Here is a 12,932-nt window from a genome sequence, read left to right on the forward strand (position 1 = left end):
TTCCAAGGAATTGCAGAGCCGCGACGGAGGGCCGGAACTGCTCTCCGCCGAAGGGGAAATCGGTGATGGATAAATGCGCGTTACCGATTTCATTGAACTGGTCCGGTTTCAATTTGGCCTGCCCTTCACCCACAATGCAAGACCCAGCGTGAAGAGCGCCAGACAGATTGTCAATGCGTGAAGCGGGACTTTGCTTGGCGGGTTGGCAATTTCGGCGACACGTGGTGCCGCTACGCGCAGATCGCGACCGCCTGTGACCGTGATCATCCGAGACAGCGCCTCGGCGTCGATGCCGAAGTCGAACCGTTCGTCTCCTCCGGTCACAGCCTGTCTCGGACTGCGCGCAGGTATGGTTGCAGGGATGATCTGATCGTCTCGTCCGGGTTCCGACAGGATCAGCTCTGCATCAAGCGGCTCGTCCGACATGCGAAGGGTCAGGGAGGTTTCGAACCGTCCCGGCGGGCCCGAGGGTCTGAAGGACAGCGGTTGTTGTCCCTGACCTGCAATCCGCAACGTTCCCGATACGCTTTCCGGCAGGCTCTGATCGCTCGGTTGGGCGAGGGTCAGGACGGAAACCGTGACCTGATCACCGGTCTGTTTCGCCCGGATGTCGAACCGGTTCGGTTGGCTCCAGCCCAGAAGCCGTGCCAGCACGTCCTGCAAATCAGAGGGCGACACGGCATCGGGAAGCGCTGACAAGAAAACGCCGGTTGCCGTGCCCGGCAGGTCCGGGTCGCGTCGATACACAAGGACGGGGTCCGGCGGGGGAGTATCGTGCAGGCTCAGGACTTCGGCGTCGATACGCGGGTAGGCGATGGCGATACCGGGCAATTGATACCCGGTCAGCGGAGCGCTGTTGCCTGCGGCAATCGGTCGAAACGATTCGGGGCGGAAGTAAGCCTTGCGCTGTTCCGGCTCGAAATAGTCCATCTTTATCTGCCCGACGCCTTGGCCTGCGTTCAGCATGATCTCTTCGCCCCAGTCTGCGACCCCCTTGGGAAGGCGTGCGCCTTCCGTCGAAAGCGCCGTCGTGTAACACTGCGGGCTGACTTTCGGCACGTCGAAGACACCGTCCGATATGAAGAAATAGGCGCAATAGTTCGATCGCATCCGGGCCGCGCGCTCTAATGTGGACCCCGGAGCAGTGCCGCCCCCGGCCGTGAGACCATTGACAAGCAATCGGGCAGCAACAAGGTTTTCCGGCGTAGCCGGGCGTTGGTCGAAGGTCCTTTCGGTGATGTCGGAAAACGCCAGAACGGCGATCGAATCCCGCGGGCGCAATTGATCCAGCACAGCAAAAGCCGCGGTCTTGGCCACCCCTAGGGAACTTTCCATCGACCCGGACACATCGATCAGGATGACGATGTCGCGTCCCGGCGGATCGAGGATGAAACTGCGCGGATCACTGTCCACCGGCAAGATCGGGGAGACGGCCGTCCCGTTCCAGTCTGCGATCACCTGCGGGTCTTCGACAGAGCCTCGCAATCCGCCGTTGATCAGCAGAATGCCCGTCCGACTTGCGGAATTCAGCAGCTTTTCGGGGTAATTGTCGGGGAAGGATGACGGGAGCAGGGCGTCGATGACGACTAGATCGAATGCATCCGGATCAGGGGCCGTGTCGGGCTGGGCGCGGTGGATTGACCATGCCGCCGGGTCCAGCGCATCGAACCCCCTCCCATCTCCGAACAGCAGAACGCGCGCCGGTCCGCGCACAAGCGTGTAGAGAATGCGTTCCTGCCGGGTGCCGCCCGTGTCGAAGGCAATTTTCAGGTGCTGCAATCCGCGCGCGGGGAAGCGTTTGGAGACATGCACGGGCTGTGCGCGCTCCTGCCGTGCGATATCGACCTCGGCCTGCCCGAGATCGGGATCGGTGACGCGCAGGGTCCCGCCACCCAGCAGCGTTCCGCGGACGGTGGCGTCTCGATTGATGTGTTGCTCGGGGGCCAGATCGGCCGAGATCAGCCCCAGGCCCGGAGCCCCCGAGCCGACCGGAAGGACCGAGATCGGGATGCCCGACGCAGCTGCCCGGACAACGGCTTCGTCGAACGCCGGTTCGTCGAACAGCCCATCCGTCACCAAAAGAACCTGTCCGCGTCCACCGGCTTTGCGGATCTCGCCCAGCGCCCTGTCGATGCCAAGTCCACCCCGACTTTGCGTGCCGGGGGCCGCGACCTGAACCGAGCGGACCATGTCGGGCAGGCGAGACAACGGCTGCTGAGGCGCAAGAATGCTGGCCGCTTCGGAAAAGCCGATGACCATCCCGGACCATGTTGCGTCCTGCAATTCGTCGTCGAGGGCCTGCACCCGGACCGCCAGTGTCTCAAGCGCCCGTCGCGCGCTGGCCCGGTCTCGCCACACGCTTTCGGACTGATCGACCAGCGCAACCACAAGCCCGCTGGTGTCGTTGTCGGTGGGTTCCGACGTTTGCCAAACGGGGCCGTTCGCCGAGACCGCCAGCAGGGCGGCGGTTGCGGCCATGGCCAGCGCGGACAACGCCTCGCGCAGACGGTGTTGCTGCATCGCGCGGGCCGTCAAAATGACCGAAACCACGAGAATGACCAACGTCAGCCAGTCACCCCAAGCGGTCACCCCGGCCGCGCAGAGGATCTCTCCGCCAGCGATTTTCATACCGTAGAAAAACCCGCAGATCATCGTACCGGCTTTCTGGTCAAGCTCCGTGACAGAAGCCAAAGGCGTTCCGCCAGGATGGAAACCAAGGCGAAGAGCAAGAGCCACGGCCAGATTGGCGTCTCGCGGGTGATCTCGGCCGACTGCATCGAGAAACGTATCTCGGACGGTGCGGAAAGCGGCCTTGCGGTGTCACTTTCCTTCCAGGCGGTTTCGATGTCGGTGCCGTCCGGGGTTTTCCAGATGGGGGTCAGCTGATGATCCCCGCGCTGCGTCAGCCTTTGAAGGCCAGTGTAGAACAGGGTCTGGGAAAGCGCCTGCACGTCGGGATCCCCCGTCAGGACGGGCAATGGCAGGATCAGACCCGGCGGATTGTCCCGTCGGGCGACGATGACTGCGCCATTATCCGAGGTCAGCTGCGGGATAAACCCGGTCGGCAACTGGGCCGTCAAACCTTTGGGCAGGTGCCGTTCCAGAACGTCGAAATTGAGCGGATCGAACAGGGCCGGGTCTTCGACGAAGGCTCCGATCCGAGGCTCCACCGCCTCGTTGGGCCATCCCTGATAGGCCAGCAGAACGGCATTGCCCTGCGGAACCGGATCAACGGAGGTCAGCTCCATCACGACAATATCGTCCTCGGCTTTGCTGGACCCGGCCGACACGGCGGGCAGGCCGGGGATGCGCCAGTCGATCCCGATCTTGTCAGGGGTATTCAGCGAGAACCGGAGGTGATCGTCCCCGACGTAGGCGCCTCCCTTGTCCAAAGCGACGTCGAATGTTCCACCCCGGCGGACGTCGAAACTGGCCAGGTATCGACCGGCGCGATCAATGGCCTGGATAACCATGGGCCGGGTCACGCCGCCCGGGCCCTGGACCGTCACGACGGGGGGCGGCATGTCACCGTAGGTCTCCAGCGTCAGCACGACACCGGCGGACCTACCTCCCAGCTGAGGCGGGCTGTAGGCGACACCGACAATGCCTGCGTTGGGCTGGGGCGAGCCCACCTGCGCCCAGATCAGCTGCGGCGCATCGGTCGGCCAGTCCACGGCGGGCCGGGGCAGGTCCGTGAGCACGGCGACATGCGTGATGACGCAAAGGTCAGGATCGGCCCGGGCCGCTCGCAACAAGGTCGGGATGTCGCCTGCTTCGGGCCGCACCCGGGCCGCGTCGAGGTGATCCGGCTGCATCCGGCTCACGTCCGTGCCGACCTGAAATGCGTCGATACACACCGTGCCCCCTTGGGCGGCCTCGGTCGCTGCCTCGAGGATCTTTTGGGCCAGACCAAGCGCGCTGTCGAGACGCGTTCCCGTTTCGTCCTGAACCCCCATGCTGTGCGACACATCGACGACGAGGCGAAGCCCGATGTCTTGTGGCGCGTTGCTCGTGGACACGCGGACATCCGTCAACAGCGCCGCAAGGCACAACGCGACCAGCAGAAGATGCAACCAGAATGGCAGGGACCGGACCGGCGGGATCGGCGCGAACCGGGGTTTCGGCGACGGCTCGTCCGGTGGATCGGGCAGCAATCGGGCGAAGGACAGGCGCACCCGGGCCGGGCGGCGCCGCTGCATGTACCAGGCCAATGCCGCAAGCCCCAGGGCGGCTGAAATTGCGACGGCGATCACACCACACCTCCACGCGCCGAGACCGCCCGGAACAGACCGCTGGTCAGGAAAGTCGCGCGAAAATGATTTGCGAGCGTGGTTCGGTCGGGGAACAAGGGCCAGACGAAGGGACGCTCATACAAGATCCCGGGGCCGCGCCACCGGTTTTCATGCGCGGCGCGCAGGGTATCCAGCCGCATGCGAAGGTCGCGCACGAGCTGCGCGTCAGGCGTAAAGACCGCATCGCCAAAGCTGCGGCCTTCGGTGTCCGACACCTTGATCCCAACGGTCGTAGTCAGGCTGGCAAGTTCGGCATCGACCGTATCAAACGGCTGAATGATGACCTGACGCCACGATTTCTGAGCGTCCTTAAGGAATGCGCCGATGCTGCCGTCCTCGTCCGCGAAAAGCAAGTCGGACAGAACGACCACGACGCTTGCAGGGAACAGGTGTCGCCGGAGACGGTTGGGCTCGAACACCGGTGTCGCGTCGAGCGATGCCGCGGATGAGGACCACAGGTCCTCGGCAAATGCCTCGGCGGTCGACGCGCAGGCCCGGCCCGAGACCGAGACGATACGGGAGTTGGACGTAAACATGCGCGCAAGGACGATCGAATCTCCGGCCTCACCCGCGACAAGCGCCAGCGCCCGCAGCGCCCAGAGCGCAAACAGCAGTTTCTCGGCCCGGTCCGGCAGGCGCATGGCCGCCCGGTCGTCCACGAGGATCATCAGGTTGAGCTGTTCCTCGGCTTCGAACAGCTTCAGAACCCAGTCGCGGGCCGGGCCTTTCCGGGCCGAGGCGCGCCAATCGACCCGGCGAATATCATCCCCGAGTTGATAGTCGCGATAGTCGCGGAACTCCAACGATTGACCGGCCCGACGCCGGAGATGGCTGCCTACGCCGCGCATCGGGACCGTCTTGCGCAGCCGCAGGCGCGCGCGCGACAGGTGATCCGGAGACAGGGGGGGATCCGTCATTCCCATCGTCAGGCCTTCAGACCGCGCGCGGCAGAGAGATCTTGTTCGAACCGTTCGTCGTAGCCTCCCGGGTCTTCTCCCATCCGCTGGTCCGGAGCCGTGGCGATGGCCAGCGCGCGAATAAACGCATCCGTTGTATCCGCTTCGGACAGATCGACCTGATCGAAGGTATGGTGCAGTCGGACACGATGGCGCAGCGTCGGCAGCAGCACCTGAGCCAAAGCGGGCCTTGTATGAACGCCGCTTTCCATTGCCGTCTCGGGCGGGGTCAGAACACAGGCCGCCCAGCCGAGCACGGCCTTGGCCAGCGCCGTCGCTGCCCTTGGCCCGAACGGATATTCGATCCTGGCGCAGAGCTCCTCCAGGTTTTTTAGCCGTTTCGAAGACACGCCCCTGACCTGATCGAATTCGCCATTGCTGGCCTGAACGATGTTGACGATATGCGTGTGGATCGAGGGCGGGATCGGGGTCGACAAGGCGGCGCGGCGCGCTCGGTCAAGGTTGCGCAGCGCAGTCTTGCGATCATGGGGCGCGTCGTTGCCGGTTTCAGGCATCGCCAACAGTCCCAGTTCTTTGCCGATGATCGCACCGATCACCTCTGCGTCGGGCATGGCCATCCGGATCTTGAACAGAAACCGGTCAAGCTGTGCTTCGGGCAGATTGAAGGTTCCGTCCTGGTCGATTGGGTTCTGCGTCGCCATGACCATGAACGGCGTCTCGACAGCAGTAAGCCCCGGTTCCTGCCGGGTCAGCCGTTTCCGTTGTCCAAGGACTGTAACCTGCGCTTCCGCCATCGCTTCGAGCATGGCAGCTTGAGTCTTCGGCGTGGCGCGGTTGATTTCGTCGGCCAACAGCAGTTCGTGAAAAATCGGCCCCGGCTGGAATTCGAGACGGTTGGACCCGTCTTGAGCTGGCATCAACGACCCGGTTATATCCGCAGGCATGAGATCCGGCGTGAACTGAATCCGTCCCACCGCCTGCGGCCCCAGACCCAGTGCCCGGGACAGGGCTTTCACCAAAGCCGTCTTGCCGAGCCCCGGGTTGCCCTCCAGCAGGATGTGCCCGTCAGCTAACAAGGCCACGACGAGGAACCGGACGATATCATCCAGACCATGCATGCCAAAGTCGTTCACTCTTTGGGGGATGGACCTAAGATAGCCGATATCATCGGCCGTCAATTCCCTGCTCATCCTCATGTCTCCATTTTCAGTCGAGTATGTCCGCGATCCATGCGGGAATGTTCTGGTGAACCGGTGGCGGCTGGGCACCATCCGAAGGTGTGTCGCGCGGTGCCGCGATCCGGTCCGAGATCAACGGCGGCGATTGCCCCGGTTCCGCAAAAAGCGCGCCTTCCTGCCGAACCTCCAGTTCATCTTCCGATGGCAAGAGCGTCTCGATCGGTACGCTGACATCGCGTTCCGGTGCATCCACTTGGGTGACCGCAGGATCGCCAACGACAGAGTCGGATTCTGTGTCGCCAGGCGTGTCGCGGATTTCCGATGGCGCCGGCCTTGGACCGTTCTCCGGCGGTGCCGGGTCCGGTTGCAGCGCATGTCCGCCCGGTTCGAACCCGTCAGCCGAGCCCTCTGAGAGACCCTCATCAGACCTTGGCTGCAAGTCCTCGTGAGACCTGCCGTCAACGTTGGCTCCCACGTCCTGAGACGCCCCTTGATTGGTGCTTTCGGCACGCTCCTGACTCGCATCGGACCGCGTTTCGGTGCCCTGCCCAGTATCGTCCAATGCAGCCTCTGGGCGGTTTGTCCCGCCGTCGGAGCCTTCGGACCCTCCGGTCACTCCAGACGGCTGTGGCCCGTCGGACGGGTCGCCATTTTGGCCCGCCCCTTCGGACGGGGTTTCCTGCTTGCCTGATTGATTGCCGGACGTCGCCTTCTGTCCGTCGTCGGCGCCCGGAGTGCCGTCATCGGCTTCGCCTGCGTCAGGCCCTGCGTCTCGCCCTTGGGGGCCAGTCTGGCCCGCCCCGTCTGCCGGAGAGGGTTGGCCTGCATCAGATGCCGTGCTTTCCGATCCGGAGCCATCGCTCGCTCCGCCGGCTTCATCCCCGGATTGCGCATCGCCCGATTGACCTTGCTCCGTGGATCCGGGAGTGGTGCCGCTTTCGGTGTTGCGGGTGTTCTCCGCACCAGCCCCGCTGTCAGAGCTGTCCGTTGCGCCTTCGCCACTATCGTCCTGTGGCGCGTTGTTCCTCGTCCCGTCTTGCGTAGCGGAATTGTCGTTTCCTGCGCCGTTTCCTTGGTCCTCGCTGGACGGCTCACCGGAATCTTCGGACGCAGACGCTGCGTCGTCCTGATTTCCAGTCGTCGAGTTGCCCTCGTTCGACCCATTTGGGTCGTGATTTTCATTTGCAACGTTCTGTGGATCGGGGTGTTCCTGTTCCTGTTCCTGTTCCTGTTCCTGTTCCTGTTCCTGGGCCTCGGGGCCGAGAAAGGTTTCAAACAAGGCGGTTGGACCCGGAATGCGGGGCAGGACTCCGTCTGGAAGGATCAGCGCAAATGCCCAGGCCAGCAGAGCCATTGCAAACACAACAGGGCCGAGCGGTCTCAGGCCACGAAGCCTAAGGACAAGATATCCACGCGGGTCTCGGATGGTATTGCGAAGCGGAGGTCTAAGAAGACCTCCGCTGTCCAGCGCCGCAAGGAAATCCAGAGCATCAGACGTTATGCCATTGCCGTGTGCAGCGACGGCGAAACCCGCGGCGCGAACGCGTGGATTGAAACGCCAGCCACGGGCAAAATGGACAGTGTTCATTGCAGACGCATTCTGCGCCGTGATCGCGCCGGGGGAAACGAAGGATAGAATACCGGCATCGGACGATGCACGTCGGACCAAAGCGACAGGCAATGCCGAGACCGCAGGGATCAAGAAAGCGCACAGAATGGCTGCGAGTATCGGGTATCCCGGCATCGCAAGTGCTGCACCTGCCGCAAGACCAAGAAAGGCAGCCACCCAACCCGCCTGCGACGCGGCGAAAATTCCACGCTCCGCTGCGCCAAGCGTCCGTGTGAAGGCCGCAAAACCGATGAGCTGATCGTGGTAAGAGCGTCGAGCCAATTGACGACGAAGCCAAAAGATCAGCGCTGAAAGCAAGCCTGCAATCCCGGTTGTCGCCGTGAGAAGCGCAAGCCACTCCGGGCTTGAAACGGGATTGAAAACCGCCAGAATCGAGATGGTCGCTGCGGCAAAACCGGGAATCAGAAAGGTGAGCACAGGACGCAGATCCAAACGCGTCAACTGTCCGAATTTCAACGATTGCAGGAGCGGCCCGGCGATCAAAACCTGAATCCTTCCATCCAAGTAACCAATTCCTTGCCCTTCATTTCAAACTGCCGCACTTTAGCGACAGGTTCAAGGGAGAGATCAGGTTGGCCTTCAGATTTCGGCGTTTGATCAGAATTGCACCGGGGGTGCGGATAAACCTGTCGAAATCGGGCGTATCGACAACGATTGGACCGCGCGGTGCGTCCCTGAATTTCGGCAAGCGAGGCGTCTATGCAAACCTCGGCCTTCCGGGGACGGGATTGTCCTATCGCAAACGATTGAAATCCGCGCCGAAGCCAAAGGCTATTGCCCAACCCGAAACGGTGCCAACGCCTCGTGCGTCAATCGCGGCAACCGGGGATATCCTGTATTTGTCCCAGGCGTGCCGACGCCTCGAAAATCATACTCCGGTCAGAATGCGGTATGTGAAAGTTCAGAACACGACGATATCCGGCCACGACGAGAACCGCACATGAAAGCCCGGTTTTCCGCCGTGGTGCAGTTGGACAAGACACTCGCAGGCTCCCCTCGCGACCGATTAAGCCCGTACGTGGAGAGGGGCACAGAGGATGATGGTCTCCGGTCATGAGTGTTCCGTCCACACGCTTTGAACTGATGCGGTGGATGCCCCCACCGACGGCATCTCACATGGCATGATGGTTCCATCGGAACCGAACGGAGGGCACGCCGATGACGACCTATGCCGTCTTGTCGATCATGGGCGGCGTGCTGACCGGCCGCTGTTTTCGCGGGGTGGCCGCGTGTCATGCCGCCGTCGCGTTTGGTCGCAACCTGCGCGTTTCTGTCATTAGCACCTGCCACGACCTAGACGTGGACGGGGCTGCATTTGCTCTTCGCCGCACCGGCCGCGAACGGCAGCTTCCGGGTGGCCGATGAGGTCGGGGGTGATCTATTTGCGGCACTATGGCGTGGACCTTCAGCCTGTTGCAGCATCCGGCCATGATCGAATTCCGCAATCTCGCCGATGACCATCCTGACCTCGGGCAGTCGCCGCTGCTGCGGGGCGCGCTGCTGACGCTTCGGTATGCACGGGATCATGGTGCCATCGGATTGACGCAGACCAAGGTCTTCAAGCGGGTTTTCGTGCATTGGGCCGTCGAGCATTTCGAATGGCCCGGGAAAACCGCTGAGGAGATGTTCCGCTTCCACAAGGTTATCAACGAGTACGACTCCCCACCGCTGGAGCTCGTACATTTCCTGCTGATCTCCCTGCGGCTGGGGCGGCATTTCAAGGGCGAGTTCCGCCTGACGAAACGTGGGGCGGAGTTGTCCGAAAGCCCGGGGCGCCTGTTCGCCGAGTTGATCCCCTATTTCTTGCTGCAGATCGATCACGCGTCCTACGCGCGGTTCGACGACCGCCCGGTCGGCACCTGGGACATCTGGATGAACGTGATCAATATCGAGGCCGACCGAGGCTGCCCTGTTCGGAGAGCACCGCAAAGCGTGGGGCAGTTGCCGGTGGCGGGGGTTGATGGCACGGCCGGGATATGGATGTGGCCGGAGATATTATTCAGCTGAAAGTGCGCCTGCTTGGGATCAGCCCGATGATCTGGCGGCGGGTTCTTGTGCCGGCCTCGATGCCCCTGCGCGAGTTGCACGGGGTGCTGCAAGTCGCAATGGGCTGGGAAGGCATTCACCTGTTTGTCTTTGACATTCACGCGGTGCGATATGGCTCGTTTGAATTGTTTGCCGCAAACCCGGATGCGCCATTGCATCAGTTCGGGCTCCGCGAGAATGAGCGGTTCTCGTACATTTACGATATGGGTGATCATTGGGAACACGAGATCCGCATTGAGGCGATCAACCCACCGCCGAAGAAATCCTATCCGGTCTGCATCGGCGGTTCCGGTGCCTGCCCGCCCGAGGATTGTGGTGGGCCGCATGGCTACCATGAACGCCGGGACGAGGCTGACGGCTATGACGCCTGGAGGGATATGGGCGTCATGGCCGATTTCCTCGAAGACGTTGTGGCTGCCGACGCGCCGGACCGGCCGGTATCCGATTTCCTGTCCCCCGATGTGGAAGCGGCGATGGAACGGATCGCGGCGCGCAAGCCGTTCGTGGAGGGGAAGTTTGCGCGGGGTGCCGTGAACAAACGGTTTCGGGCCGGTGACCACCGCGATCTGATGTACCAACAGATGTGGTAAGGCTGTCCGGAAAGGGTCGTGTGTGGATGCCCCCTGTTTGGCAAGCAATATCTTCGGTTCGTCGGCAAGGTCTTCGATCGGACGTGTGTCAGGCCTCTGAGCGTGGCCTTCTATGACGCCACGGGCCGGCATGCTGTTCGGAAGGCTGGGTTCACATCGGTTCAGAGAGCTGCAAGCGCTCGAGCCCCGGGACTGAATCTCCCGCCTTGAACTTCGAAGTCCGTGTCGCCTACTCCTCGTCGATCGCTCACCCCGGCCTTGCGGCCATGCCGTGTCCAGACCCTGCTCGGGGTCAGGTCACGCCATTCGATAATCCTCTCTTTTCGTTGTCATGGCCCAGATCATGCGAGCCATCTTGTTCGCTAGCGCGACGGCCGCGACCATCCTGGGCTTGCGCGCCACCAGCGCAGCCAGCCAGCGGTTTGCACTGCCGCCCTTGCGAACCACCCAGCGGATCACGCTCATCGCCCCGACTATCAGAAGGCGGCGGATGTCCGTTTGGCCCATCTTGCTGACCGAACCCAGCCTTGTCTTGCCGCCGGTGGACCTCTGTCGTGGAACCAGTCCGAGCCACGCTGCGAAGTTTCGTCCGCTGTCGAATGTATCGAGGTCCGGTGCAAATGCCGAGACAGCGCCAGCGGTGACCGGGCCAATCCCAGGGATGGTGCAGAGCCGACGCAGCTGTGCATCTGTCTTCGATGCCGCCTCGAGTTCATCCGCCAGCTGTTCGATCACCTCGGTGAGCCGCCCGATTTGGTCGAGGTAAATCGTTCCCATCTCCCGAACCGGGCTTGGCAGATCCGTGGCTTCGTCGCCCAATGCGTTCTCCAGCACCTTCAGGCTCGCCGGTCCCTTCGGTGCCACAAGGCCGAACTCGGCCAGATGTCCACGAAGCGCGTTGATGAGCTGCGTGCGTTGCCGGACCAGACATTGATGCGTCCGGAATGCGACAGCGCGCCCCTGGGTCTCGGCGCTCTTCACCGCCACGAAGCGCATGGTCGGCCGCAAAGCCGCTTCCGCGATGGCTTCCGCGTCCGCGCGATCATTTTTCTGGCGCTTCACGAACGGAAGAGGGTGATGCAGTTGTGGCCTCGCCGCGATGCCGTCTCATCGATACCAACAGCCGTCACATCGCTGAAGTCCTCCTCAGCGCGCGCCGCGGGAACGTAGTGCTCGAGCACGCGCAATATCCGATCGTCTCCGATATCGAGCAGATCAGCGATGGTCTTTACCGGCATCTCGCGGGCGAGCGCGATCACGAAGGCGTCGAACAACTGGCTGAACCCGCTGCCGCTGCGCGCCCAGGGAACCGGCACCTGTCCGGTCTTCCCGCACTGGCCGCAGGCGACGCGAGGTACAGCGGCATGGATAAAGGCCTTGTGCTCAAAAAAGTGCAGGTGTTCCCAGGTCCTCGGCCGCGTGTCGTGCACCGGCTGATCTGCTGCCCCGCAAGACGGGCAGGCAAACCTACTCCCCGCTTTGAAGCGCACATCGAAGTGGATTTCCTTGAGCTCGGCGTCGAAACGCACGTCCGTGACACTCCACGGGGCCTGAAGGCCGAGCGCTAGAGTGAACAAGCTCGTCTCGGGTCCCATCCGCTCCTCCGCGTCATGAGGCCTGCAAGCACTCACTGTCCCCATACATCGGCCGAAGCGCAACAGATCCGGCGCGTCTGGCGCTGCGATATATACGGTCTTCGCGCCAGACGCGCCTCACGTCCCGACCACGAAATCTGGTATACCGGCGGACGCGTCCCTCCCCGTCAACCCACACAGATCGCGAAGGGACCAGGAAACACCCCCTCAACCAGAGCGGTACTTTTGTGCGAAATTCTGTTTGTAACCGGAAGTATGTTATCGTATAATCTCATCATTTTGGAGGAACTGATGAGCACCCGGTTTGAATCAATGATCGTCGCATTTTCCGTACTGGCGTTACTGTCAGTTTCTGACGATGCATTAGCCCATAGTGGAGGTCTAAATTCCCAAGGTTGCCATGCAGGAAGCCGCCCTTATCACTGCCATCGTTCACAATCTGAAATGGTGGGGAATCGGCTGAGATGTGATCTAGGTAGCCGTTCTTCTGAATGTAGGGGACAATCTGCAGGTCAAAAGGTAGTACAAGATTTCCAGACACAACTCATGCGTCACTGCTCTAGGGTCTGTGGACATTCATCGTGAGGCGATGATGGCAGCCGCGAGATGCCAATTGGCGGCGTAGCTGGACGTTGTCTTTTCGTAGCGGGTCGCTATGGCTCTGAATTCCTTGATCTTTGCGAA

8 protein-coding genes and 3 pseudogenes are annotated in these 12,932 nt (G+C 62.2%); 3 read left to right on the plus strand and 8 right to left on the minus strand.

Features of this window, described 5'->3' with window-relative positions; genetic code table 11:
• Positions 1-108: 108 nt before the first annotated feature.
• The 5 genes from AAFO90_RS18695 to AAFO90_RS18715 are packed head-to-tail and all read right to left on the minus strand — an operon-like array spanning position 109 to position 7,741.
• A complete protein-coding gene (locus AAFO90_RS18695; RefSeq protein WP_347510349.1) occupies positions 109-2,691 on the minus strand; it encodes a VWA domain-containing protein in 2,583 nt (860 codons plus the stop codon).
• On the minus strand, positions 2,649-4,253 hold the full coding sequence (locus AAFO90_RS18700; RefSeq protein ID WP_347510350.1) for a VWA domain-containing protein: 1,605 nt from the start codon (positions 4,251-4,253) through the stop codon (positions 2,649-2,651). Before AAFO90_RS18700 ends, AAFO90_RS18695 begins: the two co-directional genes overlap by 43 nt.
• Positions 4,250-5,209 carry a DUF58 domain-containing protein gene (locus AAFO90_RS18705; protein WP_347510351.1) on the minus strand — a complete coding sequence of 320 codons (960 nt, stop codon included), beginning with the start codon at positions 5,207-5,209 and terminating at the stop codon, positions 4,250-4,252. The genes AAFO90_RS18700 and AAFO90_RS18705 overlap by 4 nt, the downstream gene beginning before the upstream one ends.
• Before the next feature lie 8 nt (positions 5,210-5,217).
• Positions 5,218-6,399: an AAA family ATPase gene (locus AAFO90_RS18710; RefSeq protein WP_347510352.1), complete on the minus strand. Its 1,182-nt coding sequence runs from the start codon at positions 6,397-6,399 to the stop codon at positions 5,218-5,220.
• Between the two features lie 16 nt (positions 6,400-6,415).
• Complete coding sequence (locus AAFO90_RS18715) at positions 6,416-7,741, minus strand: hypothetical protein (RefSeq protein ID WP_347510353.1); 1,326 nt, start codon at positions 7,739-7,741, stop codon at positions 6,416-6,418.
• 1,434 nt (positions 7,742-9,175) lie between these two features.
• On the opposite strand from AAFO90_RS18715, the gene AAFO90_RS18720 reads away from it, so the two are divergent.
• The 3 genes and pseudogenes from AAFO90_RS18720 (at position 9,176) to AAFO90_RS18730 (ending at position 10,653) form a co-directional block, all read left to right on the plus strand.
• Positions 9,176-9,382 (plus strand): hypothetical protein, encoded by a 207-nt coding sequence (locus AAFO90_RS18720; RefSeq protein ID WP_347510354.1) that lies wholly within the window; start codon positions 9,176-9,178, stop codon positions 9,380-9,382.
• A 63-nt stretch (positions 9,383-9,445) separates the two neighbouring features.
• Positions 9,446-9,916: pseudogene (locus AAFO90_RS18725) on the plus strand (hypothetical protein); the annotation flags it as partial.
• 83 nt (positions 9,917-9,999) lie between these two features.
• The gene (locus tag AAFO90_RS18730) at positions 10,000-10,653 is read left to right on the plus strand and encodes a plasmid pRiA4b ORF-3 family protein (RefSeq protein WP_347510355.1); all 654 of its coding nucleotides are present in this window, start codon (positions 10,000-10,002) and stop codon (positions 10,651-10,653) included.
• Between the two features lie 297 nt (positions 10,654-10,950).
• Here the strand turns inward: AAFO90_RS18730 and AAFO90_RS18735 are convergent.
• The 3 genes and pseudogenes from AAFO90_RS18735 to AAFO90_RS18745 form a co-directional block, all read right to left on the minus strand.
• Positions 10,951-11,721 (minus strand): annotated as a pseudogene (locus AAFO90_RS18735) (IS110 family transposase); the annotation flags it as partial.
• On the minus strand, positions 11,712-12,293 hold the full coding sequence (locus AAFO90_RS18740; protein ID WP_347510356.1) for a helix-turn-helix domain-containing protein: 582 nt from the start codon (positions 12,291-12,293) through the stop codon (positions 11,712-11,714). The gene AAFO90_RS18740 and the pseudogene AAFO90_RS18735, both read right to left, overlap by 10 nt.
• 531 nt (positions 12,294-12,824) lie before the next feature.
• Positions 12,825-12,932: pseudogene (locus tag AAFO90_RS18745) on the minus strand (IS5/IS1182 family transposase); the annotation flags it as partial.

This window comes from Phaeobacter sp. CAU 1743 (genome assembly GCF_039839315.1).
Lineage (GTDB): Bacteria > Pseudomonadota > Alphaproteobacteria > Rhodobacterales > Rhodobacteraceae > Phycobacter > Phycobacter gallaeciensis_A.

Excerpts from the sequence above, each read along its gene's own strand:
- AAFO90_RS18705 (WP_347510351.1), bottom strand. The coding sequence starts at position 5,209 with ATGACGGATCCCCCCCTGTCTCCGGATCACCTGTCGCGCGCGCGCCTG.
- AAFO90_RS18710 (WP_347510352.1), bottom strand. The coding sequence starts at position 6,399 with ATGAGCAGGGAATTGACGGCCGATGATATCGGCTATCTTAGGTCCATC.
- AAFO90_RS18715 (WP_347510353.1), bottom strand. The coding sequence starts at position 7,741 with ATGGCTCTGCTGGCCTGGGCATTTGCGCTGATCCTTCCAGACGGAGTC.
- AAFO90_RS18720 (WP_347510354.1), top strand. The coding sequence starts at position 9,176 with ATGACGACCTATGCCGTCTTGTCGATCATGGGCGGCGTGCTGACCGGC.
- AAFO90_RS18740 (WP_347510356.1), bottom strand. The coding sequence starts at position 12,293 with ATGGGGACAGTGAGTGCTTGCAGGCCTCATGACGCGGAGGAGCGGATG.